At 58.7% G+C, this 26,419-nt stretch carries 16 protein-coding genes and 1 pseudogene; 11 read left to right on the forward strand and 6 right to left on the reverse strand.

All coding sequences use genetic code 11. From position 1 onward, the window contains the following. Nucleotides 1-7 precede the first annotated feature (7 nt). The 8 genes from nodU (at nucleotide 8) to AC0L30_RS35975 (ending at nucleotide 11,707) form a co-directional block, all read left to right on the forward strand. Nucleotides 8-1,720 (forward strand): nodulation protein NodU, encoded by a 1,713-nt coding sequence (gene nodU / locus AC0L30_RS35940; protein ID WP_473406298.1) that lies wholly within the window; start codon nucleotides 8-10, stop codon nucleotides 1,718-1,720. 4 nt (nucleotides 1,721-1,724) lie between these two features. Continuing rightward, on the forward strand, nucleotides 1,725-2,639 hold the full coding sequence (gene nodI / locus AC0L30_RS35945; RefSeq protein ID WP_473308681.1) for a nodulation factor ABC transporter ATP-binding protein NodI: 915 nt from the start codon (nucleotides 1,725-1,727) through the stop codon (nucleotides 2,637-2,639). Nucleotides 2,640-2,642: 3 nt separating this feature from the next. Then, a complete protein-coding gene (locus tag AC0L30_RS35950; RefSeq protein ID WP_473308680.1) occupies nucleotides 2,643-3,431 on the forward strand; it encodes an ABC transporter permease in 789 nt (262 codons plus the stop codon). A gap of 198 nt (nucleotides 3,432-3,629) precedes the next feature. Next, nucleotides 3,630-5,642 (forward strand): carbamoyltransferase family protein, encoded by a 2,013-nt coding sequence (locus AC0L30_RS35955; RefSeq protein ID WP_473308679.1) that lies wholly within the window; start codon nucleotides 3,630-3,632, stop codon nucleotides 5,640-5,642. 166 nt (nucleotides 5,643-5,808) lie between these two features. Further along, nucleotides 5,809-6,783 (forward strand): nodulation protein NodZ, encoded by a 975-nt coding sequence (locus AC0L30_RS35960; protein WP_473308678.1) that lies wholly within the window; start codon nucleotides 5,809-5,811, stop codon nucleotides 6,781-6,783. An 819-nt stretch (nucleotides 6,784-7,602) separates the two neighbouring features. Continuing rightward, nucleotides 7,603-8,439 carry an SDR family NAD(P)-dependent oxidoreductase gene (locus AC0L30_RS35965; RefSeq protein ID WP_473308677.1) on the forward strand — a complete coding sequence of 279 codons (837 nt, stop codon included), beginning with the start codon at nucleotides 7,603-7,605 and terminating at the stop codon, nucleotides 8,437-8,439. Nucleotides 8,440-8,687: 248 nt separating this feature from the next. Then, entirely contained in the window at nucleotides 8,688-10,442 is a 1,755-nt protein-coding gene (nifA, locus tag AC0L30_RS35970; RefSeq protein WP_473406299.1) for a nif-specific transcriptional activator NifA, read from the forward strand. A 407-nt stretch (nucleotides 10,443-10,849) separates the two neighbouring features. Further along, nucleotides 10,850-11,707, forward strand: coding sequence for an electron transfer flavoprotein subunit beta/FixA family protein (locus AC0L30_RS35975; RefSeq protein WP_473308675.1), 858 nt, complete (start codon nucleotides 10,850-10,852; stop codon nucleotides 11,705-11,707). 407 nt (nucleotides 11,708-12,114) lie between these two features. On the opposite strand, the gene AC0L30_RS35980 is transcribed toward AC0L30_RS35975, so the two are convergent. Both AC0L30_RS35980 and tcuC read right to left on the reverse strand, forming a co-directional pair. Then, nucleotides 12,115-12,240: a hypothetical protein gene (locus AC0L30_RS35980; RefSeq protein ID WP_473406300.1), complete on the reverse strand. Its 126-nt coding sequence runs from the start codon at nucleotides 12,238-12,240 to the stop codon at nucleotides 12,115-12,117. 21 nt (nucleotides 12,241-12,261) lie between these two features. Continuing rightward, nucleotides 12,262-13,629, reverse strand: a complete 1,368-nt coding sequence (gene tcuC, locus AC0L30_RS35985; protein ID WP_473308673.1) for a tricarballylate/proton symporter TcuC — start codon at nucleotides 13,627-13,629, stop codon at nucleotides 12,262-12,264. A gap of 24 nt (nucleotides 13,630-13,653) precedes the next feature. Between tcuC and AC0L30_RS35990 the strand changes: the two genes are divergently transcribed. Continuing rightward, nucleotides 13,654-13,935 carry a hypothetical protein gene (locus tag AC0L30_RS35990; protein WP_473308672.1) on the forward strand — a complete coding sequence of 94 codons (282 nt, stop codon included), beginning with the start codon at nucleotides 13,654-13,656 and terminating at the stop codon, nucleotides 13,933-13,935. Between the two features lie 437 nt (nucleotides 13,936-14,372). Here AC0L30_RS35990 and glmS read toward each other — a convergent pair whose 3' ends face one another. From glmS to AC0L30_RS36010, 4 genes are all read right to left on the reverse strand, one after another. Continuing rightward, nucleotides 14,373-16,199, reverse strand: coding sequence for a glutamine--fructose-6-phosphate transaminase (isomerizing) (glmS, locus tag AC0L30_RS35995; RefSeq protein ID WP_473308671.1), 1,827 nt, complete (start codon nucleotides 16,197-16,199; stop codon nucleotides 14,373-14,375). Between the two features lie 209 nt (nucleotides 16,200-16,408). Continuing rightward, nucleotides 16,409-17,401 carry a GDP-L-fucose synthase gene (fcl, locus tag AC0L30_RS36000; protein WP_473308670.1) on the reverse strand — a complete coding sequence of 331 codons (993 nt, stop codon included), beginning with the start codon at nucleotides 17,399-17,401 and terminating at the stop codon, nucleotides 16,409-16,411. Beyond that, nucleotides 17,373-18,458, reverse strand: a complete 1,086-nt coding sequence (gene gmd / locus AC0L30_RS36005) for a GDP-mannose 4,6-dehydratase (RefSeq protein ID WP_473308669.1) — start codon at nucleotides 18,456-18,458, stop codon at nucleotides 17,373-17,375. The genes fcl and gmd overlap by 29 nt, the downstream gene beginning before the upstream one ends. 3,197 nt (nucleotides 18,459-21,655) lie before the next feature. Then, on the reverse strand, nucleotides 21,656-23,518 hold the full coding sequence (locus tag AC0L30_RS36010) for a hypothetical protein (RefSeq protein WP_473308668.1): 1,863 nt from the start codon (nucleotides 23,516-23,518) through the stop codon (nucleotides 21,656-21,658). 1,580 nt (nucleotides 23,519-25,098) lie between these two features. Here AC0L30_RS36010 and AC0L30_RS36015 point away from each other — a divergent pair. Both AC0L30_RS36015 and AC0L30_RS36020 read left to right on the forward strand, forming a co-directional pair. Further along, complete coding sequence (locus AC0L30_RS36015; protein ID WP_473308667.1) at nucleotides 25,099-25,518, forward strand: DUF7694 domain-containing protein; 420 nt, start codon at nucleotides 25,099-25,101, stop codon at nucleotides 25,516-25,518. 512 nt (nucleotides 25,519-26,030) lie between these two features. Further along, nucleotides 26,031-26,351: pseudogene (locus AC0L30_RS36020) on the forward strand (radical SAM protein); the annotation flags it as partial. Nucleotides 26,352-26,419 lie beyond the last annotated feature (68 nt).

A 26,419-nucleotide genomic window follows, 5' to 3' on the forward strand; every position in this document is an offset into this window, starting at 1 on the left:
AGCCACTATGCGTATCTGCGGTATCAAGTTGACGCATGACGGGGCCGTCGCTCTGATTGAGGACGGGCGAGTGGTGTTCTGCGTCGAGCAGGAGAAGCTGAACAATAATCCGCGTTATCAAACCATCGACAACCTGGATTCCGTTGTTAGCGCCTTGGCGGAGCACGGGCTCGATCCGAGCGATGTCGATCAGTTCGTCATTGATGGTTGGGATGGAGTGTTCGAATCCCAGTTTGAAGTTCTTAGTGGGACGACGACCGTCAAGCTCAAGGGCGCGCCGTATATCGAACGCCAAGGCGATAGCCCCCTCGCGTCCCGTGATCGCATCGGCCTTATGCTTGATGGGAAACTATATCCCTATCAAAGCTATCCGCATGTCACCGGGCACGTAGCATCCGCATACTGCACCAGCTCGTTTGCCAAATCCGCACAATCTGCTTTCTGCTTGGTGTGGGACGGCTGCATGTTTCCGCGCCTCTACTATGTCGAGCCGCACGGCATCCGGTTCATCGAGTGCCTGTTTCCGATGATAGGCCACGCCTATGCGACGGCAGGACATCACTTTGGACCTTACAGGCGGGCAGACCGGACCAGCTGGGATCTCGGCATCGCCGGCAAGCTGATGGCCTATATCGCACTGGGAGCTCCCGACGAGGAGATTATTGCGACGTTTCAGGAGCTTTATCAGGCGCACTTTGCCACGGATGCTGAGGGCGCTTGTCATGAGCTTGCACAGATCAACAGCTCACTATCACCACTTGAAGCTCTGCACGACTTCTTCGATGCGTGCGCACTGCGATTGAAGGCCAAGCAGGCCGAAGACATCCTTGCGTCATTTCACGTCTTTCTAGAGCGCCTGCTGGTTCGCACAATTGCCGATGTTGTGCAGCGACATTCGGATCTTGCGGGGGTGCGTAACCTCTGCATAGCCGGCGGCTGTGGCCTGAATATCAAGTGGAATAGTGCATTTCGTGCGACCGGCCTGTTCGATGACGTGTGGGTGCCGCCCTTTCCGAACGACAGCGGCTCAGCGATCGGTGCTGCTTGCTCTGCACTGGCGGCACAGCAAGGCTTTAGAGCTCTGGAATGGACGGTCTACAGTGGACCGACCGTTCGTCCCAGCGAAGTCCCGCCCGGATGGGACGGCGCGCCCTGCACTATTGGCGAACTTGCGGCAATCCTCGCGAGTGACAAGCCCGTGATCTTCCTTGCCGGGCGTGCCGAGCTTGGACCACGTGCGTTGGGTGGCAGAAGCATTCTCGCGGCTGCGAGCTGGGAGGGAATGAAAGACCATCTCAACGACGTCAAGCTTCGAGAGCATTTCAGGCCGGTAGCGCCGATATGCCTGGAGGATCGTGCCGCGGAGATTTTTAGCCCTGGAGTACCTGATCCGTACATGCTGTTCGATCACCAGACGCGACCGGAATGGCGGGACAAGATTCCCGCCGTCGTGCATCTCGATGGATCCGCTCGCCTACAGACGGTTTCCAGAACATCTCAGCATAAAGTGGTCGAGCTTCTCATCGCGTACGAGAAGCTCACAGCCATTCCGCTGCTTTGCAATACCAGCGCCAATTTGCATGGACGCGGCTTTTTCCCGGATGCTGCCGCCGCGTGCCAGTGGGGACGCGTCGATCACGTGTGGTGTGACGGCCTGCTTTGGACGAAAAAGCACGCAACAAAGGACGCGGTGCGAACAACGTCCGTCGCGATCGCGTAAGCAAATGTCAACCCCGGCAATCGACCTTTTCGAGGTGAGCAAGTCCTACAACGACCGGACCGTCGTGGACGCTCTTTCGTTTACGGTCTCGCCCGGAGAGTGCTTCGGTCTGCTGGGACCAAACGGCGCGGGTAAAAGTACGCTTGCGCGATTGATCCTTGGTGTTGCATCGCCCGACGCAGGTAAGATCTACGTGCTTGGCGAGCCGGTGCCGGCACGTGCGCCCTTGGCGCGTCGGGGCATCGGGGTTGTTCCACAGTTCGATAACCTCGATCTTCAGCTCACCGTGCGCGAAAACTTGCTCGTTTTCGGTCGCTACTTCGGCATGAGCGCGACCGAGGTCAAAGCGGTGACGCCGTCACTGCTCGAATTCGCCCGCTTGGAGAACAAGGCGGACGCCCGCGTCGCCGAACTGTCCGGCGGCATGAAGCGGCGGTTGACGCTGGCACGTGCCCTCATTAACGACCCGCAGCTCTTGGTGCTTGACGAGCCGACGACTGGCCTCGATCCGCACGGCCGGCACCTCATCTGGGAACGCTTGCGCTGGCTATTAGCGCGCGGCAAAACGATTCTTCTCACCACCCATTTCATGGAAGAGGCGGAGCGATTGTGCGACCGCCTGTGCGTGCTTGAGCACGGCCGCAAGATCGCCGAAGGACAGCCTCATGCTCTGATCGAGCAGCAGATCGGGTGTCAGGTGATCGAGATTTACGGTGGTAACCCGCATGAGTTGCTGCCGCTGCTCAGAACCCAAGTGCAGCACGCTGAGGTGAGCGGGGAGACGCTGTTTTGCTATGCCGCGGATCCCGAGCAGGTGCGTCGCCGGCTTGCCAACCGTCCGGATCTCCGTCTTCTGCAGCGTCCTCCAAATCTGGAGGATGTCTTCTTGCGGCTAACCGGGCGAGAGATGAAGGACTGAACGATGTGGCAACGTTTTGCGCCCGCGCTCCCTGCTAATCCATGGAACTGGATCGCGGTATGGCGTCGCAACTTTCTGGTCTGGCGGAAAGTCGCTCTGGCATCGATTCTTGGGAATCTGGCCGAGCCGATGAGCTCTCTGTTCGGTCTTGGCTTTGGCCTCGGAATAATCGTAGGTGGCGTTGAGGGAACTTCATACATTGCGTTTCTGGCGGCTGGTATGGTCGCCACAAGCGCAATGGTCTCCTCAACCTTTGAAACCATCTATGGGGCTTACGCTCGCATGCAGACAGGTTGCACGTGGGAGGCGGTGCTCTGTACGCCTCTTACGCTCGGCGACATTGTTCTAGGTGAAGTGGCATGGGCAGCGAGCAAGGCCTTGCTCGCCGGGACGGCGATCACGATTGTTGCCGTCGCGCTGGGGTATGCAGAGTGGTCGTCCATTCCCTATGCGTTACCAGCCATCGCCCTCACTGGCGCTGCTTTCGCGAGCCTCGCGATGGTCGTTTCAGCTCTTGCACCGAGCCACGACTATTTCATCTTCTACCAATCACTTATCCTCACCCCCATGATGTATCTGAGTGGCGCGATCTTCCCAATCAGCCAGTTACCGGGTTCATTTCAACGCATATCGGCCTTGTTGCCCCTGACACATTCGGTCGATCTCATTCGTCCAGTAATGCTCGGTCGGCCGGTCGACAGCGTCGGTTTGCATGTGGGCGCACTTTGCATCTGCGCAGCGTTGCCCTTCTTCGTCTCGGCCGCGCTGCTTCGGCAACGCCTGATGCGGTGAGAGGAATAAGGCGTAAAGCGAAGCGCCGCGCGTGCGAGATCAGACACCGGACGTAACGAACGCTCGATTCGCGGCCGACGCTTATATGAACCTCGTTTCGTTGGCGATGCCTGCGGCCCCGCAACGACGTGCGGCCGACTCGCCAAGCGAGCGATACGAAATAGGTCAACAGACCTCTCAGAATGAACGGAGAACAAGATGCTGTGTCTAGGATTGAGTGGCGGGCTTGACAGGGTCTATGAAAACCCGCTGCAACTACCGAACACGTTTCTGCACGACGGCGCCGCGGTGCTCGTCAAGGACGGTCGCGTGATCGCTGCCGTCGAAGAGGAGCGTCTCAACCGCATCAAACATTCAAACAAGCTTCCGAGTAGTGCGATTGAATACTGTCTAGCAGCCGCGGGCGTGGAGCTTCGCGACGTCGATCGTATTGCGTTCTACGCGACTGAAGCCTACTGCAATTCGATGCTCGAACGGTTGTTCATCTCACAACCTGAGATCTCAATACCGCTGGATGCGAATCTCCTGTTGCGGCACCTTCTCGCGGCAGAGTTCGGTACCCAAGTTGACCCTTCGCGGGTGTCATTCGTAGGCCATCATCAGGCCCATGCCGTAAGCGCTTTGGCGATGTCCGGTTTTGAAGAAAGCCTGGTTCTCGCGATCGACGGCTGTGGCGACTTCCTCTCGGGTCTGTTGGCGGTGGGGTCGGGCACCGAAATGACCGAGCTCATGACGTTTCCAGAGACCAACTCTCTCGGACTGTTCTATCTGGAAACGATCCGATACCTCGGCTACGGCCTGTTCGACGAATATAAGGTCATGGGATTGGCTCCTTATGGAGATCCCGCTCGCTATCGAGAGCTTTTCTCCCAATTTTATGAGCTCTCCCCCAACGGTGCCTACCGCGTTCACCTCGACCGTATCGGCCCGGCATTGCTGCGCAATATCGAGGTCCGGCGAAAGGGAATGCCGTTCACGCAACAGCACCGAGATGTGAGCGCTTCGTTGCAGGAGGCGCTGGAGCGGATCGTCTTTCACATTCTTCGGCATTATCGTGAGCAGACCGGAATGAAACGGTTGTGCCTGGCTGGCGGGGTGGCCCACAACTGCACGCTAAACGGAAAACTGCTGTACTCAGGCCTGTTCGAAGACATTTTTGTGCAGCCGGCCTCGCATGATGCCGGATGCGCATTGGGCGCAGCACTGATGGTATCGAACGAGGCCGGGCAGGCTCCGCCCCGTGAGCGACTACAGGCGGTTTATTGGGGGCCCGATGTCGGCAGCGACGACAGCATTGAACAGCAACTGAAGGGATGGACCGGACACCTCGAGATTGAACGGACCGCTGACGTCGCAGCCAGAGCAGCCGAGTGGATCGCTGATGGCGCTGTGATCGGGTGGGTACAGGGCCGGTCCGAGTTCGGCCCTCGTGCGCTCGGCAACCGCAGTATTCTTGCGGACCCGAGGCCCGCGGCAAACAAGGACCGGATCAATGCGATGGTCAAGAAGCGCGAGAGTTATCGACCGTTTGCGCCATCGGTTCTCGAGGAGGATGCGGGCGCGTTCTTTGAGTTGCCGGATGGTCGCGCAGAATATCCCTTCATGAACTTCGTCGTTCGCGTGCGCGAATCCATGCGTGCGTTGCTGGGCGCGATCACGCATATCGATGGTACGGCTCGGCTGCAAACGGTGTCCCGCACGAGCAATGCCGCCTATTGGGAACTTATCAATGCGTTCAAAGCTCGGACGGGTGTCCCGATTCTGCTTAATACGTCGTTCAACAACAATGCCGAACCGATCGTAGATTCCGTTGCCGATGCGATTGCAGCCTTCTTGTCGACCGAGCTGGATGGCCTTGTGATCGGGTCATTCCTCATCAAAAAGCGGGCAACAACGATCGAAAATTGGACTGCGCTCGCTGTATCACTGCCGCCCCATGTATCTCTTTACCGGGTTCGCGCTCATGCGGGCCGAGACCGCCAGGAGACAATCTGCGAGATCCGCATGGGTCACTCCAGCCATGACGGCGTTCGCGTCTCGCATGACCTATTCGACATGCTGATGCAAATCGAGAAGGAAGCTGTTCTTGCCGATCTTCTCGCCAGGGTCACCTCTGACAGGACCAGGCGCGAAGCTCTCCTGAACGAGCTGCGCGGGCTGTGGGATCAGCGTCGTATTCGGCTGCATCCGTCACAGACTGTGCAGTCGTAAAAAGTGCGCAATGTGACACCTCTTGCATGACCTGCCAATCACAGTGCCGTGCAGGATGAGTTTGCGGGTTGAGTGACTTGCGTCCAGGTGACCAGCGTCCGGCGTGGATCGGCATCGCAGATCAGTTGGTGCGCCACACTCGCGGAACGAGAAGGATTTGGTAAACGTGACGAAGGAACGCTTTGTTGTTTCTCGGAGGCGCACCGGCTTTGGTGATTGCCTCTGGTCGTTGGCATCAGCCTGGTCGTACGCGCAGCGGACCGGGCGAACGCTCGCTATTGACTGGCGCGGTTCCTGTTATGTCGACCAACCGTTCAGCAATGCCTTTCCGGTGTTCTTCGAGCCGGTTGAGGAGATCGCTGGCGTGCCGGTGATTTGCGATGACAGGGTCAACCAGCTCTCGTTTCCCGGCCCATTCTTCCCGCCGTGGTGGAATAGGCCATCGATCGACTGTATCAATCGTCCGGACGAGCAGATCTTCCGAGAACGTGACGAACTGACTGAGCTGTTCCAAGCAGGAGACGATAACGAGGCCAACACCATTGTCTGTGACGCTTGCCTGATGTGGCGTTGTGGTGAGGAAGCCGAACGACTGATCTTCCGAAACATCAAACTCAGGTCTGAGATTCGAGCGCGGATCGAGGACTTGTATGAGCAACACTTTAGCGGCCATAGTATCATCGGCGTTCATGTTCGGCACGGCAATGGCGAAGATATCATGGGGCATGCTCCGTACTGGGCCGATTCGGAGCTCGCTCTTCGTCAGGTCTGCATGGCAATCCGTAAAGCCATGGCTTTGCCATATCCAAAGCCTGTTAAGATCTTCCTGTGCACGGATAGCGCACAGGTGCTCGATCACATATCGGGTCTGTTTCCCGATATCTTCGCCGTACCAAAACGGTTCCAGGCCGATCTGGCAGGGCCGTTGCATAGTGCGGAAATGGGAATTGAAGGTGGAGCTTCCGCGCTCATCGACATGTATCTTCTTGCGCGATGCGCCACCGTGATCCGCTTTCCCCCCACCAGCGCCTTTACGCGCTATGCCCGTCTGCTCGTGCCACGCATTATTGAATTCGATCTAAGCAATCCGGAGCAGTTGACCCTGGTCGATAATCCATACGAGCATTTCGCGGCTTCATGAGGTGCCGCGAATCTGAACCTGAGCAATCGTCGCCTAGATCGTCGGCCTGATACTGCTGGCTTCCACAGCATCGGGTTTCGCAACGTCCGCAGCTGAGGGCTGACCGACGCACTGCCGGGATGCAGTGGTACAGCGAATGCCCGGCGAAGCGTAGGCCAATGCCGGCGAGCGTCGGCGGCCTTGTCCCAGGATACGTCGGACCGCGACGTGTAAGTCGACTGGCCGGAGAAAAGGTTAGGGTCCCGGCATCGCCGGGCCGAAACCGCCATCGGTGGCCACGCGGTGAAGAGCACGGCAATGGTGGCCCGGGCCGCCGAGGAATTTGACGTAGCAGACGGCCACGTCAGAATGTCCCAGCAGCAAGGACGCGCGTCAGGTAGACGTACCGCCGTTTCTGCGTTAATCCCTTCGCGGTCAGCTCGTCTTCTGGACGACGGCCTTGTTCATGCGCTGGTTGCGAAATACTTTCGACCGCATCTGATCAACGGCACGAGCCCCAGCCCATCGATGTCGAACCAGAGCCGCATCTGCGGCGGCGCGTCCAACCGAGGAAATTGAACGAACTGGCCATCGATCCTGATCTCCGCACAAGGCAGCTAAACTATTTCCGCCAATTCGAATGAGCCACAGACCACCCCTGGAGTGCGACGCGGTCAACGGGCCGGGGGGGTGACGCGGCGTTGCTGTTGTCGAAAAGCAAACAGGCCAGATGTTCAGAACCTGCCATTTGTCGCAAAAGTGCGCCCCTTATGCCCTGCGTCGCTTTGGCCCGGATCCTGCACCAGGTGCACAGCCGATGGGAGCGGAAGGGAGCCGCGTGTGAATCTAGATCTACCAGATGACAAAGCGGTCGTACCTCAATCGTCGGAAACGGACCCTAGCGGTCCAATTCACGCCGATCGAGCGGGCCGTCCGCTGCGTGAGCGAAAGACGCTGGTATTGACTGGGGCATCGCGCGGTATCGGTCGCGCCACCGGAAAATTGTTTTCGAAAGCCGGTTGGCGCATCATTTCTTGCGCGCGCCAACCATTGGACGCGGCGCGCCGGCCATCAGACTCAGAGGGCGACAGCTATATCGAAGTCGACCTGGGCGATCATCGGATGCTGCCGCGCGTGATTGCCGAGATCAAGGAGCGCCTTGCTGGCGCACCGTTGCACGGACTGGTAAACAATGCCGGCAACTCACCAAAAGCGGCAAACGGTACCAGGCTGACATCGCTGGCGACCTCAGTCGACACCTGGATGAGCGTGTTCCACCTCAATCTGGTGGCACCGATCCTACTCGCTCAAGGCCTGTTCGACGAATTGAAAAGGGCGTCAGGCTCGATCGTCAACGTGACGTCGATCGCCGGCTCGCGGGTGCATCCAGTTGCAGGCTCGGCATATGCGACTTCGAAAGCTGCGCTCGCTTGTCTCACGCGCGAAATGGCGCACGATTACGCCGCGCATGGCATTCGCGTCAATGCGATCGCGCCCGGCGAAATCAAGACGGACATTTTGTCGCCTGACACGGAAGCGCATCTTGTGCCAAAGATCCCACTCCGCCGAGTGGGTACACCCGAAGAGGTCGCCAAGGTCATTTTCTTCCTATGTTCCGATGCGGCAAGTTATGTTACCGGCGCCGAAGTGCCGATCAATGGCGGGCAACACTTATAATTCAATCCGCCCCTAAAGAGCCCCGGCTGTTCTGAGCTTCATCGCTGGGAAGTCATGTTGGTTGGGGTGAATCCGCGCAGCGAGTTGGAAAGAACAAAGCGGCAAAGCTAGTCACTCTAAGTGCTGCCGACGTGCCATGAAGAGGGGTAATCTCTCGTTCCGCCCTGAGAACTAGATGTCAGATCGGCATGCAACACGAATCCAGCAAGTCCGATGGGGAGGATCGAGAAAGGAACGGAGAAGTCGGCATGCTAGACAGCATATCCCTGCGCGAAAAGCCAAACTCAACCTCCGACGCGGACGCTTCCGCTTGTATTGTGCGGTCCCAAGAGAAATCGCTAAGCACGATTGTTGAAATAGCGCACACGCTCACTGGCCTATGTCGGCTCGAGGCTAAGCTGACGAGCGTCATCGAGCGCCTGGGATCGCTCGTGCAGATGCGGCGCGGCATCGTATGTTTGTTCGAGCATGACGGCGGGCCGGAGATCATCGTAGAGGACGGCAGGAGCGAAGACCGCGATGCGCACTGCCGGGTGCGCTTGCCGCAAGGAGCAATCGATCAAATCGTCGCCTCGGGGCAGCCGCTCATCGTGGAGAATGTAGCGCTGCATTCGGCCTTCAGTTCTTCGGAGGTCGATATGCTAAATGGCGGCGGTCATACGCGTGTTGCGTTCATCGGCGTTCCCATAGACGTTGACGGCAAAGTTGTGGGTACGCTGAGCATTGACCGCATCGCGGACAATGGGACGCGTGCGCAGCTCGAGGACGACCTCCGCCTTCTGACGATGGTCGCCAGCCTGCTAGGCCAGACGACGAAGCTGCATTGCTCGTTTGTGCGCGATCGCGGGCGCCTTATGGACGAGGAGTTCCGGCTGCAGAAGCAACTCTCCGAGCTCAAGCCTCATGGGCGTGACCGTAAGAAGGTCCAAGTCGAGGGAATGATCGGCGACAGCCCGGCGCTGCGCGCGCTACTTGACAAGATCGAGGTGATCTCAAAATCAAATAGCACGGTTTTGTTGCGTGGCGAATCGGGTACCGGCAAAGAGCTGGTCGCGAAGGCTATTCACGAGCGTTCAGCGCGCGCCAAACGCCCCTTTATCAAGCTGAATTGCGCAGCCCTCACCGAGACCGTGCTGGAATCCGAATTGTTCGGACACGAGAAGGGGGCGTTTACGGGCGCATTCAACGCGCGCAAGGGGCGCTTCGAGATCGCCGACAAGGGAACGCTGTTTCTGGATGAGATTGGAGAGATCTCGGGCTCGTTCCAGGCGAAGCTTCTGCGCGTGCTTCAGGAGCAGGAATTCGAGCGGGTGGGCGGCAATCAGACGATCAAAGTCGACGTTCGCGTGATTGCGGCCACGAACAAAAATCTTGAAGAGGCGGTGGCAAGGAACGAGTTCCGTGCCGATCTCTATTACCGCATCAGCGTTGTTCCTCTGCTATTGCCGCCGCTGCGGGAAAGACGCACTGATATTCCGCTTCTCGCCGCTCGTTTTTTGAAGAACTTTAACAATGAGAACGGCCGTACTCTGGTATTCGATTCAAGTGCGATTGAGGTTCTCATGAATTGCGGATTTCCCGGTAATGTCCGTGAGCTCGAAAACTGCGTGCAGCGGACCGCGACGCTAGCGCGAGGATCGTCGATCGTAAGAGATGATTTTGCGTGCTGCCACGGGCAATGCCTGTCGGCTTTGCTATGGAAGTGTGGACCGGCGGAAATGGCCCGACAGCCGAGCCCGACAATCTCACTGCCTGCTAGGCTGAGCATGCCGCCAACACAAGCCGTCACACCCGTTCAGCCGGTGAGCAGCGAGCTGACATCGCTGGGGCCACCCGGGCGCCCCGTGGTGGGTGCCGCGAAAGTCACCGATCGCGAGCGCGTCATCGCAGCCATGGAAAGATCCGGGTGGGTACAGGCGAAGGCGGCGCGCCTGCTTGGACTGACCCCGCGCCAGATTGGCTACGCCTTGCGAAGACACGGCATCGAGATCAAATGCTTCTGAGCCAAGCGTCGAGCTCGCTCCTCTCTCTCTCGCTCGGCCGACTGGCATAGGAGAGCGTGGAAAAGAGGCGGTCGCCAGCTCGGATGCATGATGGGATGCTAGCGTTGTGCCTTGGTTGGGATTTACTCGTCGGCGACGCGTAGGGCGTCTTCGCTTCGGCCAGTCTTGTCATCGTCTGTTTGCAACGTACGCGCCCTGAAAATGGCTTTGGCTCGAAGCGGCGCGTGATCGCTGCGGCTCCGTTGCCGCCCCTGAATCCGATCAGCTTGAGATCACGCCGGTGCGTAAAACATCGCAGTTGCGACAACCGGCTCGTTCAGCCTGCATTCATTCCTCGTTGGCGAAATGCCTTGGATGGTATGACATTTGCTGAGTCGGGAGTTGGCTCGGCATCTTAGGAGAAGTACATGCACAGCATCGTCTGCATCAAACAGGTCCCCGACTCCGCGCAAATCCGCGTGCACCCTGTTACGAATACGATCATGCGCCAGGGTGTGCCGACAATCATCAACCCCTATGATCTCTTCGCATTGGAAGCTGCACTCGAGCTAAGAGATCAATTCGGCGGCGAAGTCACCGTCCTGACAATGGGACCGCCGTCGGCCGAAGAATCTCTCCGAAAGGCGCTGACATTTGGTGCCGATCGCGCTGTCCTGCTCACCGACCGTAGCTTCGCGGGCTCGGATACGCTGGCGACGAGTTACGCGTTGGCGAGCGCGATTCGCAACATCGGCAAGGAATATGGCCCACCGGACGTCATATTCACCGGCAAGCAGACGATCGACGGCGATACGGCGCAGGTGGGACCTGGCATTGCAAGGCGGCTCGGGGTCCAGCAGCTCACTTATGTTTCCACGATCAAAGCGTTGGACCTCAAGCTACGGACCATCGAGGCCGAACGGCGCTGCGAAGGGGGCGTCCAGGTGTTGGGTTCCAAGCTGCCGTGTCTCGTCAGCATGTTAGAGGCAACAAATCAAATTCGCCGCGGCGCAATGATAGATGCGTTGCGTGCCGCCCGCACCACAATCGTAAAATGGAGCGCCCAAAGCGCCGGCGTGGATGACATGACTAATTGCGGTCTGAGGGGTTCGCCGACCGTCGTCAAACGTGTTTTCGCGCCCTCCGCGCGAGCGGAGAAAGCGACGTGGGTGGAGGCGGCCGAGCAGCCGGCGCAAGCATTGATCGACGCTATGTTCAAGCGCAACCCTGTGCTCGAAACTGAGCTCGCACAGCTCGCCTCATCCGCGCAAGCTCGCGGTGCGTGAAGTCGCGTCTGATCGAGCGGAGCGAGCAACGACCTCGGTGGTGGTTATGCATTGGCCGCGGCTCGTTACACAGGCACGATGAAACTTCTCGACCACTCCCGCCAGACGAAGAAGGTGAGCCTTCAACCTGCTTGTCCGAGGGCCGAGAGGCCGGCATCGGAGCAGGATACAAGACGACTGGCTACGCTAACGTTCGGCGCTACCTGCGAGAAGACCAGGCCACTGGGGGACTTCACGCAACCCGACGATGAGCGCGCTCGAGTTTTGTGACAGTCGCACAGAATATCAGCGCGTGGAGCTCGCGCGAGGGATCTCAGTCCTCGCGCGAGATCTGCCGTGTTTCACGCGACTGCAAAGTGCGGGCAGTGCACCGTCCGACCGCAGGACTGAATGGAGGTTAGATAGACTCAGCCATCCTCGGTCAACATCGCCGCCAGTTCGTTACTGCCCCAGATCACATAGGAAGAAACCGTGTCGGGCAGAACGGGCCGCTCACCATCGTGAAAATCACCGCAGGGATAGTCGCGCACCAATTTCAGTTCAGCCTTGGGCGGTCAACGTCCCGCGGGCGCGCGCGTGCTGGTAAATTGCGCGCTTACGGCACGGTTAGAGCGCTCGGGTCGCAACGGCTTCGCAACTCTCTTGGTGTTTCCTGGATAAACCGTGAGTGCGGCGATAATGCCGAGCAAAGCCGCAAACATCAACCAGAAACCGGGCGAGGCCTTGTCATCGGTCCGCTCGATCAGCCAGGTTGATGCGAGCGGGGTAAACGTGCCAAAGAGAGCGGCGGCGAGTGCGAAGGCCAAAGAAAAGCAGGTTGTGCGAACGTGCTTCGGCACGATTTCGACCAGAGCGCCCAACATGGCGCCGCTATAGGTACCAAAGTAAAACGAGAACATCATCTCCACTATCAGCATCTTGCCGAAGCTTGGATCGGTTACAAGCCAAGACAACGCCGGATATGCAGTCGCCAAGGCAAGGCCGGCAATGGTCAGCAGGACCGGTTTCCGGCCGATTCTGTCGGAAATCGCGCCGCCAATTGGGTTCCAGATGAAGTTCGTCACCGCGACCAAAAGCGTCACTAAGAGAGTGTTCTGCGAGGACAACTGCAATACGTGCCTGCCGAACGTAGGCGTGTACACCGTCACGAAATAGAAAGTCGTGGTCGTCAGCATCGCGATCATCATGCCGAGAATGACGATGCGCCAGTTCGCAAGTGTGGAGGCAAAGACCTCGCGGGCCGTTGGGTGGTTCTTCATGACCAGAAACTCCGGAGTTTCCTCCAGCGTCCGGCGCAGGAAGAAGATAAGCGGTACGATCAAGCAGCCAAGGAAGAACGGGATCCGCCAGCCCCAAGCGGCAACCATTTCGGCCGGAAGTGCTTCGCTCAAAAAATATCCGATAAGAGCAGCGACAAAGATCGCAACCTGCTGGCTCGAGGACTGGAAAGATGTGTAAAAACCGCGGTTGCCCGGAGTGGCAATCTCGGAGAGGTAAACGGAAACACCACCAACCTCAACGCCGGCAGAAAAGCCCTGCAACAGCCGTCCGAACAGCACGATCGCAGGTGCGGCAATGCCGATCGTCGCATAGCCCGGACAAAAGGCGATGATGATGGTGCCAATGGCCATGATCGAAAGCGTGATGATCAGGCCTTGCCGACGGCCAATCTGGTCAATATAGGCTCCAAGCACGATCGCACCAACAGGTCGCATCAAGGCACCCAGCCAGAACACACCGAAGGTGTTAAGCAGTGAAGCGGTTTCGCTTCCTGATGGAAAGAACGCGTTTCCGATGGCACTGGCGTAGAACCCGAACAAGAAGAAGTCGAACTGCTCGAGGAAGTTGCCGCTCGTGGCACGTAAGATGGCGCCAATGCGCGATTTGGCATTTGAGGCGTGCGCAATGGGCGCTGGTGACATGGCGAGTTTCCTCTCGATTTTGAAATGGCCGCTTCCGGAGAAAATCTCACCGCAGCCGCGTGCAGTTTCATGGCCGCGAATCGGCCATTAGGGCACTGTCGACCAAGCCGTAAGCGCCTGACGTTTCCGGCATATTTTCGGCAATTGCCGCAAACCCTCACAATTTTCGCTCGTTATTCCGCTCGTGCAGCAGGAGTGGCTCTCAAGCTACTGAACCCTCGGGCAATTCTCGGCGCCAAGGTCGGCGACAAGGTTGTTGTCTGTGGCGTGGCCGAAGTTCTCATCAAGCGTACCGATATGCAGTGAAAGGGGAAGAACGAGATCGGTGGCATACAAGCCGCAGCGAGGAGCTCCGTGAGATGTCGTGCTAGAGCAGCTCGCGAGCCTGCGATTGGGGCCGAACTGCGCTATTATCCCGCCCGATCTCCAGCGATGTCGATATGCTCAAAGTTAACCGGAGGTTCGCCGGATAGGATTTTGTGAGCGCGCCGGCGATCAAGCGCGGCGCCGATGGCTATGCTTGTAAACAGCCACGTTGTCTTCGAGCGAGGCGCGCCTCGTACTTCGAGTGGCGCTCCGGTTCGTATGTGGTCCAAACCCGGCGTCTCCGTAAACAGGGCAAGAACAGGCACAAGCCTCGGTGGCATCGGGGCCTGGAGCTGGGCGGCACATCGCGAGTCGATCTGACCGCGGCTTGCGCATTCGGAATCTGACCACGACAACCGAGGTCGCATCACTTTGCCTTATTCGACGGTTACCGATTTCGCGAGATTTCGGGGTTGGTCGACGTCCGTGCCCATGAGGATGGCCGTGTGGTAGGCTAGGAGCTGCACCGGAATCGCATAGACAATCGAGGTGAATGTCGCACCCATCTCCGGCAGCACAATGGTCGCGAGTGAATCCATGGATACTTCTGCGGCTCCCCTGGCGTCCGTTATCAAGATAATCTTGCCGCCGCGTGCAGCGACCTCCTGCATGTTCGAGATGGTCTTTTCGAACACCCGGTCGGAAGGAGCGATGACGATTACGGGAACACTCTCGTCGACCAAGGCGATCGGGCCGTGCTTGAGCTCCCCGGCCGCATAGCCCTCGGCGTGAATATAGGATATCTCTTTCAGCTTCAGTGCCCCTTCCATGGCCAGTGGAAACGACGTGCCGCGACCAAGATATAGCACGTCACGCGATTTGGTGATGTCGCGTGCGAGCTTCTCGATCTGCGGCTCGTTGGCCAGCGCCGCTGAAACGAGCCGAGGAATTTCGATCAGCTCGCGTACCAGATCGATGCTGTCGCTCTCCGACAATTCACCGCGGGCCTTGCCGGCAGCGACTGCCAGCGCCGCCAGGACGACCAGCTGGCATGTGAACGCCTTGGTCGAGGCAACACCGATTTCGGGCCCCGCGAGTGTCGGCAATGCTGTCCCGCTTTCGCGCGCAATGGTCGAACTGAGTACGTTCACGATCGAGAGGGTATGCAGACCTTGCGATTTGGCGTAGCGGAGCGCGGCCAGCGTATCGGCGGTCTCGCCTGACTGCGAGATGAAGATAGCAAGATCTCCTTGGCGCATCGGTGCCTCACGATACCGAAATTCGGAGGCGACATCGAGCTCGACCGGAATACGAGCCAGCCGCTCGAACCAGTATTTGGCGATGTGGCCGGCGTAGCCTGCCGTACCGCAAGCCGTGACCGAGATATGTCCGATCTCATTGAAGTCGAACGGAAGCTCCTGCGGCAGTGCCACGCTCTCGCGGGCAATATCGACGTAATGCGCCAGCGTCTGCCCGATCACCTCTGGCTGTTCATGGATTTCCTTCGCCATGAAGTGCCGGTAGTTCGCTTTATCGACGAGTGCCGACGACGCGCCAGAGTTCACCACATCCCGGCGGACGACTGTGCCTTGTGCGTCGTAGACCACGCTGAAGTTGCGGTTGAGCACAGCCCAATCGCCATCCTCAAGGTAGGTGATCAAGTCGGTAAGGGGCGCGAGCGCGATAGCATCCGATCCGAGATACATTTCGCCTTCGCCATGCCCGATCGCGAGTGGTGAGCCCTTGCGCGCACCGATCATGAGGTCGTGTCGGCCCTTGAACAGAATTGCAAGCGCAAACGCGCCCACTAGCCGCGGCAGGGACGCTTTTACTGCCTCCTGCGGCGAGCTGCCATTCTTCAGATAAGACTCGATGAGATGCGCCACCACCTCCGTGTCCGTTTCAGAGGCGAAACAGGCGCCATGCTGTTTCAGCTCCGCGCGCAGCTCCCGGAAATTCTCGATTATGCCGTTATGTACGACTGCAACATTGTCCGTTGCATGCGGATGAGCGTTGTGTTCGGTTGGCTTGCCATGAGTAGCCCAGCGCGTGTGCCCAATCCCGACATGGCCTGAAAGCGGATGGCAGCGAACACGTGTTTCAAGGTTTTTCAGCTTTCCCTCGGCGCGTCGAAGCTCGATATGATTTCCTTTGAGCGTTCCGATGCCAGCTGAGTCGTAGCCGCGATATTCCAGTCGTTTAAGTGAATCGATGAGGCGATCCGCGACCGGACCGCGCCCCAAGATGCCTACAATTCCGCACATGGCAACCAGTTTACCTCAACTTCAAAACAGAGCGTCTCGCAAGACGCGCCTGACCAATTCGCTCGCTATTTATCGACCGGTGTAGTCGTGCCGGCCTTCCATCGCGCACGCGTCACTCGGCGTGCGCGAGCTCAAAGCAACACCGGAAGCTTAATCGAAGTCGCCAGACGATCTGAAGCAACTTTCTGGGAATCGGACAATGAGCGCCGTCAGCAATTAACAGCTGCATGATTCTCTCCTTTGTCCGATTTGGCCGATACCGCTAAGAAGTCCTGGTAGGTCTGCCGCATTCCATCTGTAAGCCATGTCCTCGCGCGCCAGCCGAGCTTTGCGAGGCGGCTGACGTCGAGCAGCTTGCGCGGCGTGCCGTCGGGGCGCGAGGTGTCGAAAGCGATCTCGCCGCTGTAGCCGACGATCTCTGCGACGACGCGCGCGAACTTGGCGATGGTGATGTCCTCGCCGGTGCCGATGTTGATCAGCTCTGCTCCCGAATAGGTCTTCATCAGGTACACGCAGGCGTCTGCCATGTCGTCGACATAGAGGAATTCGCGCCGTGGCGTGCCGGTGCCCCACACGGCAACGCTTTTGGCACCCGCGACCTTCGCCTCGTGGAAGCGCCGGATCAGCGCCGCGACGACATGGCTCAGTTCGGGATGATAATTGTCGCCGGGTCCGTAGAGATTGGTCGGCATCACGCTGATGAAGTCGCTGCCGAACTGGCGGCGATAGGCCTCCACCATCTTGATGCCGGCGATCTTGGCGATCGCATAGGGCTCGTTGGTCGGCTCCAGCGGACCTGATAGGACCGTGTCCTCGCGCAAGGGCTGCGGCGCCAGCTTCGGATAGATGCAGGAGGAGCCCAAAAACATCAGCTTCTCGGCGCCATTGAGATACGCAGCATGGATCACGTTCGCCGCGATCGCGATGTTGTCATAGATGAATTCGGCACGCAGCGTGTCGTTGGCGACAATGCCGCCGACCTTGGCGGCAGCAACGAAGATCACCTCTGGCCGCGTCTTGGCGAACCAGTCGAACACGGCGGCCTGGTTGCAGAGATCGACCTCGCGCCGGTCCACCGTGACGAGATTCACGTTCTCCCGCCCCAGCCGGCGCACCAGCGCACTGCCAACCATGCCGCGGTGGCCGGCGACATAGACGCTTCTGCCCTTCAGCTCAAATGGTGCGTTTGCCACTGGCCACATCCCGTTTGGCATCCGCCAGGTCGCTCGCCATCATTTCCGCGACGAGTTGGGCAAACGTCCGCTTGGGCGTCCAGCCGAGTACCTTGCGCGCCTTGCTGGCATCGCCGACCAGGAGATCGACCTCGGTGGGGCGGAAATAGGTGCGATCGATCCGGAGTACGGTGTTGCCGCTCTTGGTATCGACGCCGGTCTCCTCGATGCCCTTGCCGCTCCATTCGATACGGCGGCCGACTTCGGCAAAGGCAAGCTCGACCATCTCTCGCACCGAGCGCATCTCACCGGTGGCGAGCACGAAATCGTCCGGCTTGTCGGCCTGGAGGATCTTGTGCATGCCTTCGACATAATCCTTGGCGTGACCCCAGTCCCGCTTGGCCTCGAGGTTACCAAGATAGAGCGTCTGCTCCAGCCCGAGCTCGATGCGGGCGACGCCGCGGGTGATCTTGCGGGTGACGAAAGTCTCGCCGCGGATTGGGCTCTCATGATTAAACAGGATGCCGTTGCTGGCGAACATGCCGTAGGCTTCGCGGTAGTTCACCGTGATCCAGTAGCCGTAGAGCTTGGCCACGCCGTAAGGCGAGCGCGGATAGAACGGCGTGGTCTCCTTCTGTGGGACCTCCTGCACGAGGCCATAGAGCTCGGACGTCGAGGCCTGGTAGAACCGCGTCTCGTTCTCCATTCCGAGGATGCGGATCGCTTCCAACAGGCGCAACACGCCAATCGCGTCGGCATTGGCGGTGTATTCCGGGCTCTCGAAGCTGACGGCGACGTGGCTCTGGGCGGCGAGATTGTAGATCTCGGTCGGCCGGATCTGCTGCACGAGACGAATCAGGTTGGTCGAATCCGTCATGTCGCCGTAATGCATCAGGAACGGCACATTGCCGAGATGCGGGTCCTGGTAGAGATGATCGATCCGTGCGGTGTTGAACGAGGACGAGCGCCGTTTTATGCCGTGCACGATGTAGCCGAGCGACAACAGGTATTCAGCAAGATAGGCGCCGTCCTGGCCGGTCACGCCGGTGATTAGAGCGACCTGCCGTTTGCTCTCTTGGTTTAACAAATGATTCCTCTGCGCAGGCTAATGTCGTTCCCCGATCGACGACGTCAATCGCGTCTGGCTCTTCGAAATGCGGAAGCGTCACGCTCTCGAACTGCCGAAGTGTGGACCTCTACAGGTATTGCGTCGATTGCTCAACTGTACGGAGGTAAACCCTCCACCTCGAAAGAGTTTTGAAGGACTATACGAAAGTTTGTAGTCCGGCAGAGTTTGTTCGGCCTTCGTCAGGCGCTTCTCTATTGCTTGGGGGGCCCAATGAATTGCAGGGCAGCTAAGAGGTAGCAGACCATTTGGTCGAGAAGCGTTCTACAGTCTCTCCGTGCTCAGCTTGCGCGTCGAGCCAGGGAGTGTCCCTCATTCCTTGTCCTTGCCTAGAAGTTTTCTAGTCTTGCTGTTCATCCAGGTGCGACTGCGAGCAAGCCGGCGCAAGCAAAGCCTTGAAAGTTGTTCTCTGTCGCGCAGTCCGTATCATCGATCAATTCCTGGACGATCGTGTTGGTGGTCGGACAAGCAAAGGGGAAGGCGCGCATGTTGCAGCCCCGCGGCAGAAACACGCGGGATGAGCTGATCGTGGAGGGAGCCGACTCGGGCTGTTCAAGCACGCGCCGCCTGCTCGAATGCGCCAAAAGGGGCGTGAGCTTAGAGGCGCGCCATCGAAATGGATCGCTGGCTTATCGGGTTTGAACGCCGCGTAGCGCTCAATCAAGGTGCCGAGATCAATCTTCGATCGCTCGCGTGTCTAAACTTCCACATCATTTCCGTTCCAAGGCGATCACATGAGGTTTCCAATGCTCGTTCGTCGGGTGTTAAAGGGCTCGTTGCCTGCATCGGCGTCGGCCCTGGGGCAATCGTCCGGCCTGCATCTCGAGCAGGCCCAGCTCGCGGAGCTAGCGGCAGCTCTCTTGCTGCCGCAATCAGCCGCTATCCATGCCGCGCGCTCGTCCCGGACTACTCGTTGTCTTCTAGTCTGCTTTCATTCAAGGACGGGCGCGTCCGTCCGACCATGGCATGACGTGCATTCGGACATGGTGATAAGCGCACCATGATGACGGCTTTTGGCGCAGTCCCGTCACAATTGGTTCCCCGCACATATACGCTCTTCCAGGATCGCCATTCTTGAAGCCAACAATTGCCCGACATTGGCCCTCACAATGGTCGACGAGCAACACCGTGTTGGATCCATCGGGTCTTCTCACATCACCGCTCCAGGATAGCGCATCAATCTCGCAGCGGCTCGTTGGCACTTGGCGCTCGCAACCGTATTTCGAAGTCTCCAATGCTGGATTGGTCCTTCTTACATCTGGGCAATCGTGACGTCATGCGACTTGACGATTTGCGTAGACAGAACAGGAACAGCGTCCCTTCGTACTCAGCGCGATTCCTCAGCCGCTTTGGCAGAACACCTCTCATCACACGCGATCGGCTTGCTTCGCTTTTGTCCACAGGAATTCTAGGGCGAGTGACGATTGGAGCCACCTAGCAGGGGCACTCTACAATCTGACGCTACGTACGATTCAATCCCCTGCGGGGATTATTGCGGGAATATCTCACGCCAGGAGCCAGCCGCGACGGGAGGAGGGCGGGAGGCGCTGCGCCAAAGCGGCTGGCTTTCGCTATTCGTCCTCCGCGGAATTGCGCAGCCAGGGTCTGCCCAAGTGTGCCGGCATAGCTACGCCGCGGCGGTGAGGCGGCTGGTCGTGCTACGAGCGACCACGCGTGTCAATGAAGTTCTTGTAAAGGTCCATGGAATAGGAGCGCGCTCGCCGGCCGAATCAAGCGTCCATGGCGAGGATGCTCTGTGGCATCTGTGCGAATTGGCGCCTCGTCTATCCGGCCGAGCTCTCCCGCTACACTGTCTGGGTGGGGCTGTTTCCCGGGATTTCTCGGGGCTGGTGCCGCGGGGCAGAATGGGAAACGAGATCCATCGGCAGCGGTTATTCTGGTCAATGAGTGCAATTCCCGCCAAGGCACTGAGCAGTGACTTTGCCGTTCCAGACAAACTTTGGACGATGGACCTCGAAAGGCGCCGTCAGGTGCAGGCCGCGTCAGGTCAACGATCATTGCGGGTTCGATCCATGTGGGGGCCGTCATGCGTTGGAAGACGGCGCCCAGCGGTGCTCAGCCCTGGACCCGTTCAGAGCGTCGCGGTTTAGGTCCGGATTGGTGCGTTTGCTATAATCGTGGCTGGTCTCCAACAGTTGCTATGGGCGCGTGCAACTCCAGAGCGGCCAGGGAAAAGGCAGTAAGTCTGCCGGCAATCAAACGGCTGTTGGAACGAGCGGCGCAGCCCATGCTCTCTGATCGCCGGGCAGGGCCTCGTAGGCGGCGCCGATCGGCGCTCCTCCCCATTCATCTTGAGGCGCGAGCGACTGTTAGGCCGGCATTCTCCAGTGCATCCAAGATCCTATCAGCAACCACCCGGGGATCGCGCCGGTCCTCTATGCTCACGCTACAGGCCAAGGTAGCTGCCATGATCGCGTGAGCCGTTTTGCGCTGGAGGCTGTTGTACTCGGCATACTCGCCGCAAGTGTTGCAGGTGATCACTGGTCGGCCGGTCCAGGGATCGTGCATTGCGATCTCGCACCAGTTATCTCTGTGACATTTCTGGCAGAGCATAATTAGAGAGTTCCCTGTGATTTGAGCTCGCGCTACATGGTCGTCAGTTGAACGACTGCTTGGCATCCAAAGCTGCAGAAGCCACTGCACTCTGGAGGCGCTGTTGCCGTCCCGAAAAACACGATGGACGCGGGCTCGGAAGCAATCCGCCCGAAAGGGCTGCGGCGTGAGCGAACACTTGATGCATCTCTGCCGAGAGCGGCGGCGATGACGCCGCCTCCGTGCTCTTCTGGAAACGCCGTTGAACGCAGAGCGCCGAGCATCTGCAGAGATCTGCAGCGGCCGTTCAATGTACCATTCGACATAGTGCCGCCCGTCAAAACCTCGCTACTCACTACGCGTGGATCATTGCCTCGATGGCTAAAAGTACGACCAGAAATCCGCCCCGCTGAACGAGGTTGCGAGCCCATCTCGTCGCCTATCACGATCACCTCGCGCCTAAAAGTGTGGTGCCGTTGGTCGCGCCGCTTGCTCGCGTGATCCTGCATTGAGTTATCGTCCTTTGGACCAGCGCAGCCCTTCGTGCCTTACGAGCGGTGTACAGCCGTGTTCCGTTTGCTTCAAAACGCCGCATGTGATGGTGTTCATCGTCGGTCACCTAGCGCTGTCCAATTGCCGATAGCCGCAGCGGCTCGATGACAGATCGCCACTTCGGGCCACTTGCCTAACCCATTCGCCAAGTGTGCGAACTCTTGCTCGGTGAAACGCGCAGTCCCGGTGAGGCGGCGCAGGACCTCCTGGGAGATCACGACTGCGACTTCGCGAGAGGTGACCTCCTTCGGCCAGTGACTGAACGCACGCATGAGCTGAGCAAGCTCCTGCTCGCTAAAATCACAAACCTGGAAAGTGCGGCGAAGAATCTCCTCCGCGATGGCTACCGTCGCATGGCGAGAGACCTCCTCTTGTCGCCATTTGCTGAAGCCGTTGGCGAGGATCGCCAGTGCTCGACGCGTAAAATGGGAAAGCCGGTCGGAACGGCAGGCCCGAGAAAGGACCTCTTGCGCGATCGCAGTCTTAGCTTCGCGCAGCGGAACTTCCGTTGGCCATTTGCTAAAGCCGTTCAACAGAATAGCCAGTCCTTGCTGCGTAAAATCACAGAGCTGACCGGCCCGTCGGGCACGGTAAACGACCTCCCGGGCGAGCGCAGCCGTCCCGTCGCGAAGAGACAGCTGTTGTGGCCACTTGCTGAACCCATTTACGAGGTTTGCCAGTGCCTGTTCAGTAATGCAGGAGACGCCGTCGGCGCGGTCACAGCGGGCGAGCACTTCACCGGCAATTTCAATTGTGGCTTGGCGGCAGCTCGGGTCCTGCCGCCATTTGCTGAAACCGTTTACCAGCATCCCGAGTTCCTGGTAACGAAAATAAGAGAGGCGCTCGGCACCGCGAGCGTGACGGATGACTTGATCCGCGATCGCGACGCTCGCCGCGAGACAGGCAACCTCCGCCGTCCATTTGCTGAAGCCGTTTACCAGACTCGCCAACTCATGGTGATCGACGGAAAGCCCGCGACGAACGAGTTCTCCTGCAATCTTGGCGGTGGCTTGCCGAGGCGCGAGCTCGCCCGGCCACCTGCTGAATCCGTTTACGAGCTTAGCCAGACGCTGCTGACTGAAATCGGAGAGCTGATCGGAGCGGCGGAGAAGTTCGTTGCTGATCGCGATCGCTGCCTTGCGACAACTGGAATCTTCCGGCCGCTTGCTAAAGACGCTGATCAGATTCGCCAGGTGTTCCTGGGTAAAATCGGAGAGTCGATCGCTTCGGCGCACAAGCTCATCTGCGATGATCACAACTGCCGTGTGAAAGCGTTCCTCTCCTAGCCATTTTCCGACGCCGTTCACGAGCATTGATAGATGCCGCGGGGTGAGCGCTGAGAGGCGATCATCCGAACGCGTCCGGCAAGAAATCTCAGTTGCGATCCTGAGAGCGGCTTCACGAACCGCCGGTTGATCCGGCCACTTGCTAAAGCCGCTTATCAGCAATGATAGGTGCTGGCCGGTTAGGTCCTGGAGGGGCTCGCTCTCGTCGCGGCAAACTTCAGCAATTCTGATCATGCCATCGCGGCAGTCGGAAGACCCAGGATGGCGGCCAAATGAACACGCAAAGAGCGAAAGTGATGTGAAGTCGACTTGTTCCATCAGTGCGTTATTAAGGCGGGAGAGCTGAGCCGCCAGAGCTTTGGAAAGATCGGTACCTGCCTGACCGCCAGACTGCCGGCTGAGCGCATCACATATTGTGGCGTATTTCGATGCTAGCTTGAGGCGGATGTCTTCCTCGAATCGTGGAACAAATACGATCTTGAACGCAGTCGCGGCCTTTCGCAGGAAGCGTGCGCGATTTGATCTCGTGAGCTGCTTGGAATCGTCGAATAGTGAACCTGAGAATGCGCGCACGTCCTGACAACGGCAAGCGTCGCTGATCGTTGCGAGAAGCTCATCGAGTGTGGCCATCGTTCGATTTGGTGGCTCTGAGTGTTCCGCGCGAACGTGCTGCTCCAAGCGGAGGCGGTCGAGTGAGACTGCTTGTCCAGGGCGCGTCATCTGTCGACCCTTCCCCGACCAGGATCTCGAACTGAAATCGGATCGCGACATTGCTCACGCAAGCTGACTGGAGTTCGGACAGGTAGCGCTGGTGCCCTCACACCGTATATGTCTGCTGCACAGGCCACGTGCGTCCCGTCTGTAAGTCGTCGCTCCCAAGCCATCGGCAGGCGATCGTGGACGCTCGCTCGCAAGAAGACCCTACAATCTGACGCTGCGTCCGATTCAAGCCATTTATGTCGAGAGCCGCGCATTTCGCGCAGAATTCTGCGTCAGCGGCCGGTGAAGCCAAATCTCGTCCATCATGCTCCGTTCGCGTGGCCTTTCCAATCGGCCTTCTCAACCGAGGGATTTCAGTAAAGCTTACTCGCCGCGCTTACGTCTCTTGCCAGCGGCTTGTAGCATGTCGGACATTAACAAAGCGAGTGGCAGCGCTGACGGCAGATGAGGTGCTTTTGCGAAAGCCAGCCTACGGGATCTTACGTAGGGGCCGTGTCGCATTTTCTTGATCTAAACATTGCATCCTCTTTTGCATGAAGCAGAAAAATCTATTGTCAGACGCCAAACATTGGCGAGGCCGTGCGGAAACGACCCGACTAAAAGCGGAGTCGATCGAGGACGATACATCTAGATGCAGGCTCCTCAAGGTCGCTGAGGAATATGACAAGCTGGCTCGCCTCGCGGAGAGGCGGCAAAGAAGCCAGCTTGACGGGCAGTTCTGATCGCTACCGGAGCGAACTGTGACTGGCGGCCAGCGAAGTCTCTCCGTGTTGGAGCTCGAGGCACTCTAGGGCTGAACTGCGAAACTTCGTCACGCGTTCCCTGGCCGTGGATCCATTGTGACCGGCCACATAGATGACGCATTGACGGTGTCTCAGGCGGTAAGCCGGCTAACCGCTCGACATGAAAAGGACTGAGATGAAAGCCCACCGTCAGATCGTCGCAAGAGCAAAGTCTCTCGTTGACGAACTGGCGAGACATTGGCGTCGCTTTGCATCATGTGCTGAAGCCGATGACGTTTGTTTGGTGCCAAACTAGCCGGTTCGCCGGATCATGCCGCGCCAAATGGCCTCCGCCGCCATTGTTGCTCTGAGGCGTTTCAGTCGGTTCTGGCATCAAGCACGGTTAGCCCAACGCCATACCTTGCGGACTTGTTTAGGCGAAGGGGCGGCAGCAGCTCCTGCAGGCCCGGCTTGCCGCGACAACCATCGTAGATGTCTGTGCCGATTGTCTGCATGAGGCAAGTTCGCAACGAAGGCACGAATGACGAGAAAATCCAAGGAAAGATCAGATGTCGAAAGATAAACTGCAGGAGAAACTCTCCGCTGGACGATCCGGAGAAAGCCGATGTTCGTCTTCCAACTAAGTTCGGTGCAGATGGTCCGCAGTAGTTGGGATTGCCCATGCCGGCGCGGCGGCCGGTCGATGTATGAGTCGGACAACACGAGTGGTGCCGGATTCGACCCTATCGGTCAAAAGAGGGAGGAGGTGTGAGGAAGCAAATTGTAGAAAGGCTCGAAGCGGGACGCGTGCGCGATGGCCGGTTCGCCACCGCGCCCGGATCTGGTCCTTCCGGTCTCTTCTTCGTGCAGGGGCCTTGTGGCTGCCAGCTCAAGATCATCGGCTTCGTTCGTCCGGGATGGGAGCATGTCTCTGTGTCGACGCCACGGCGATCTCCAAATTGGGAGGAGATGTGTCTCGCCAAAGATCTGTTTTGGCATCAGGAGGAATGCGTAATGCAGCTGCATCCTCCTCAGTCACAGTATGTGAACAACAGTCGCTATTGCCTGCATCTCTGGAGGCCGACCCGTCAGGTCATTCCGATGCCTCCGTCAGCCTTCGTGGGCATCGTCGGGCTGGGGCCGTCCGAAGCGGCAATTCTGTTTGCGCAGATGCGTGCCATGTCTTAACGGATCCGGCCGCATCGATGCCAACTCGAGCCGCGGCACGTAATCGAGAGCGCAGTGGCGCTGGAGCCTAGGCGGCCACAGGCCCGCCAAGGGCCCGCGGGCACCACTCTGCGCACCAAAGGCCGCTGCGCTTCTCGAAGCGGCAAGGCACGCCGCAGAATCGGCTCGTCTATTGTGCGCAATGTGACGCGCATAACAACGCCAGCGAGGAATCGGCCAGGTGACGAATTAGAGCGGATCGGTCGATCCGGTACACATTGCGGGCGGCCAAATCCTCGCATCAGTAAAGGACCTACGGGGCGCAACTACGTACGCATCGGCTAGTGACCTGGGTGAGGCGCGTCGGGCAGCGTTGTTGCGCGTGCCTCGATGCTGCGATCAAATCCTGGAAGGCGGGCCGGCTATTAGCCTGATATGCGCGCGATGGCCCGCGCAACTCGGCGATATTTCTCCTTCAATACCGGGCAAGCGTGTAGTTTCCGGAGCTGCGCATGTGGGTGTTGTTTGTATCCACTGGACTGAAGGCGGCTCGCTTGATGGATCGGTCTGACGTGGTCGCCGCCGCCTAACGGGCCAAGGCCGCCGGGGCGACCCGCTTCTGCGTGGCCGGTTCCTTGCGCAATCCAAAGGACCGCGACCTCGATCAGGTCTGCGATATGATTGCCGCCGTTAAAGATTGTGGCATGGAGACGTGCGTAATGCTCGGCATGCTCACGCCAAAGCACGCCGCACGGCTCGCCGACGCCGGCCTCGATTTCTACAATCACAACGTGGACACCTCGCCTGAGTTCTACCGCAGCATCATCACGACCGGGACCTTGCTAGTACGCATACGACGAAGGCCGCCTGATTGACACATGCGCGCGAGCGCGGCGAGTTCTACGATGGCGTTGCGTGAAGG

The sequence above is a fragment of the Bradyrhizobium sp. MI1.11 genome (assembly GCF_055811255.1).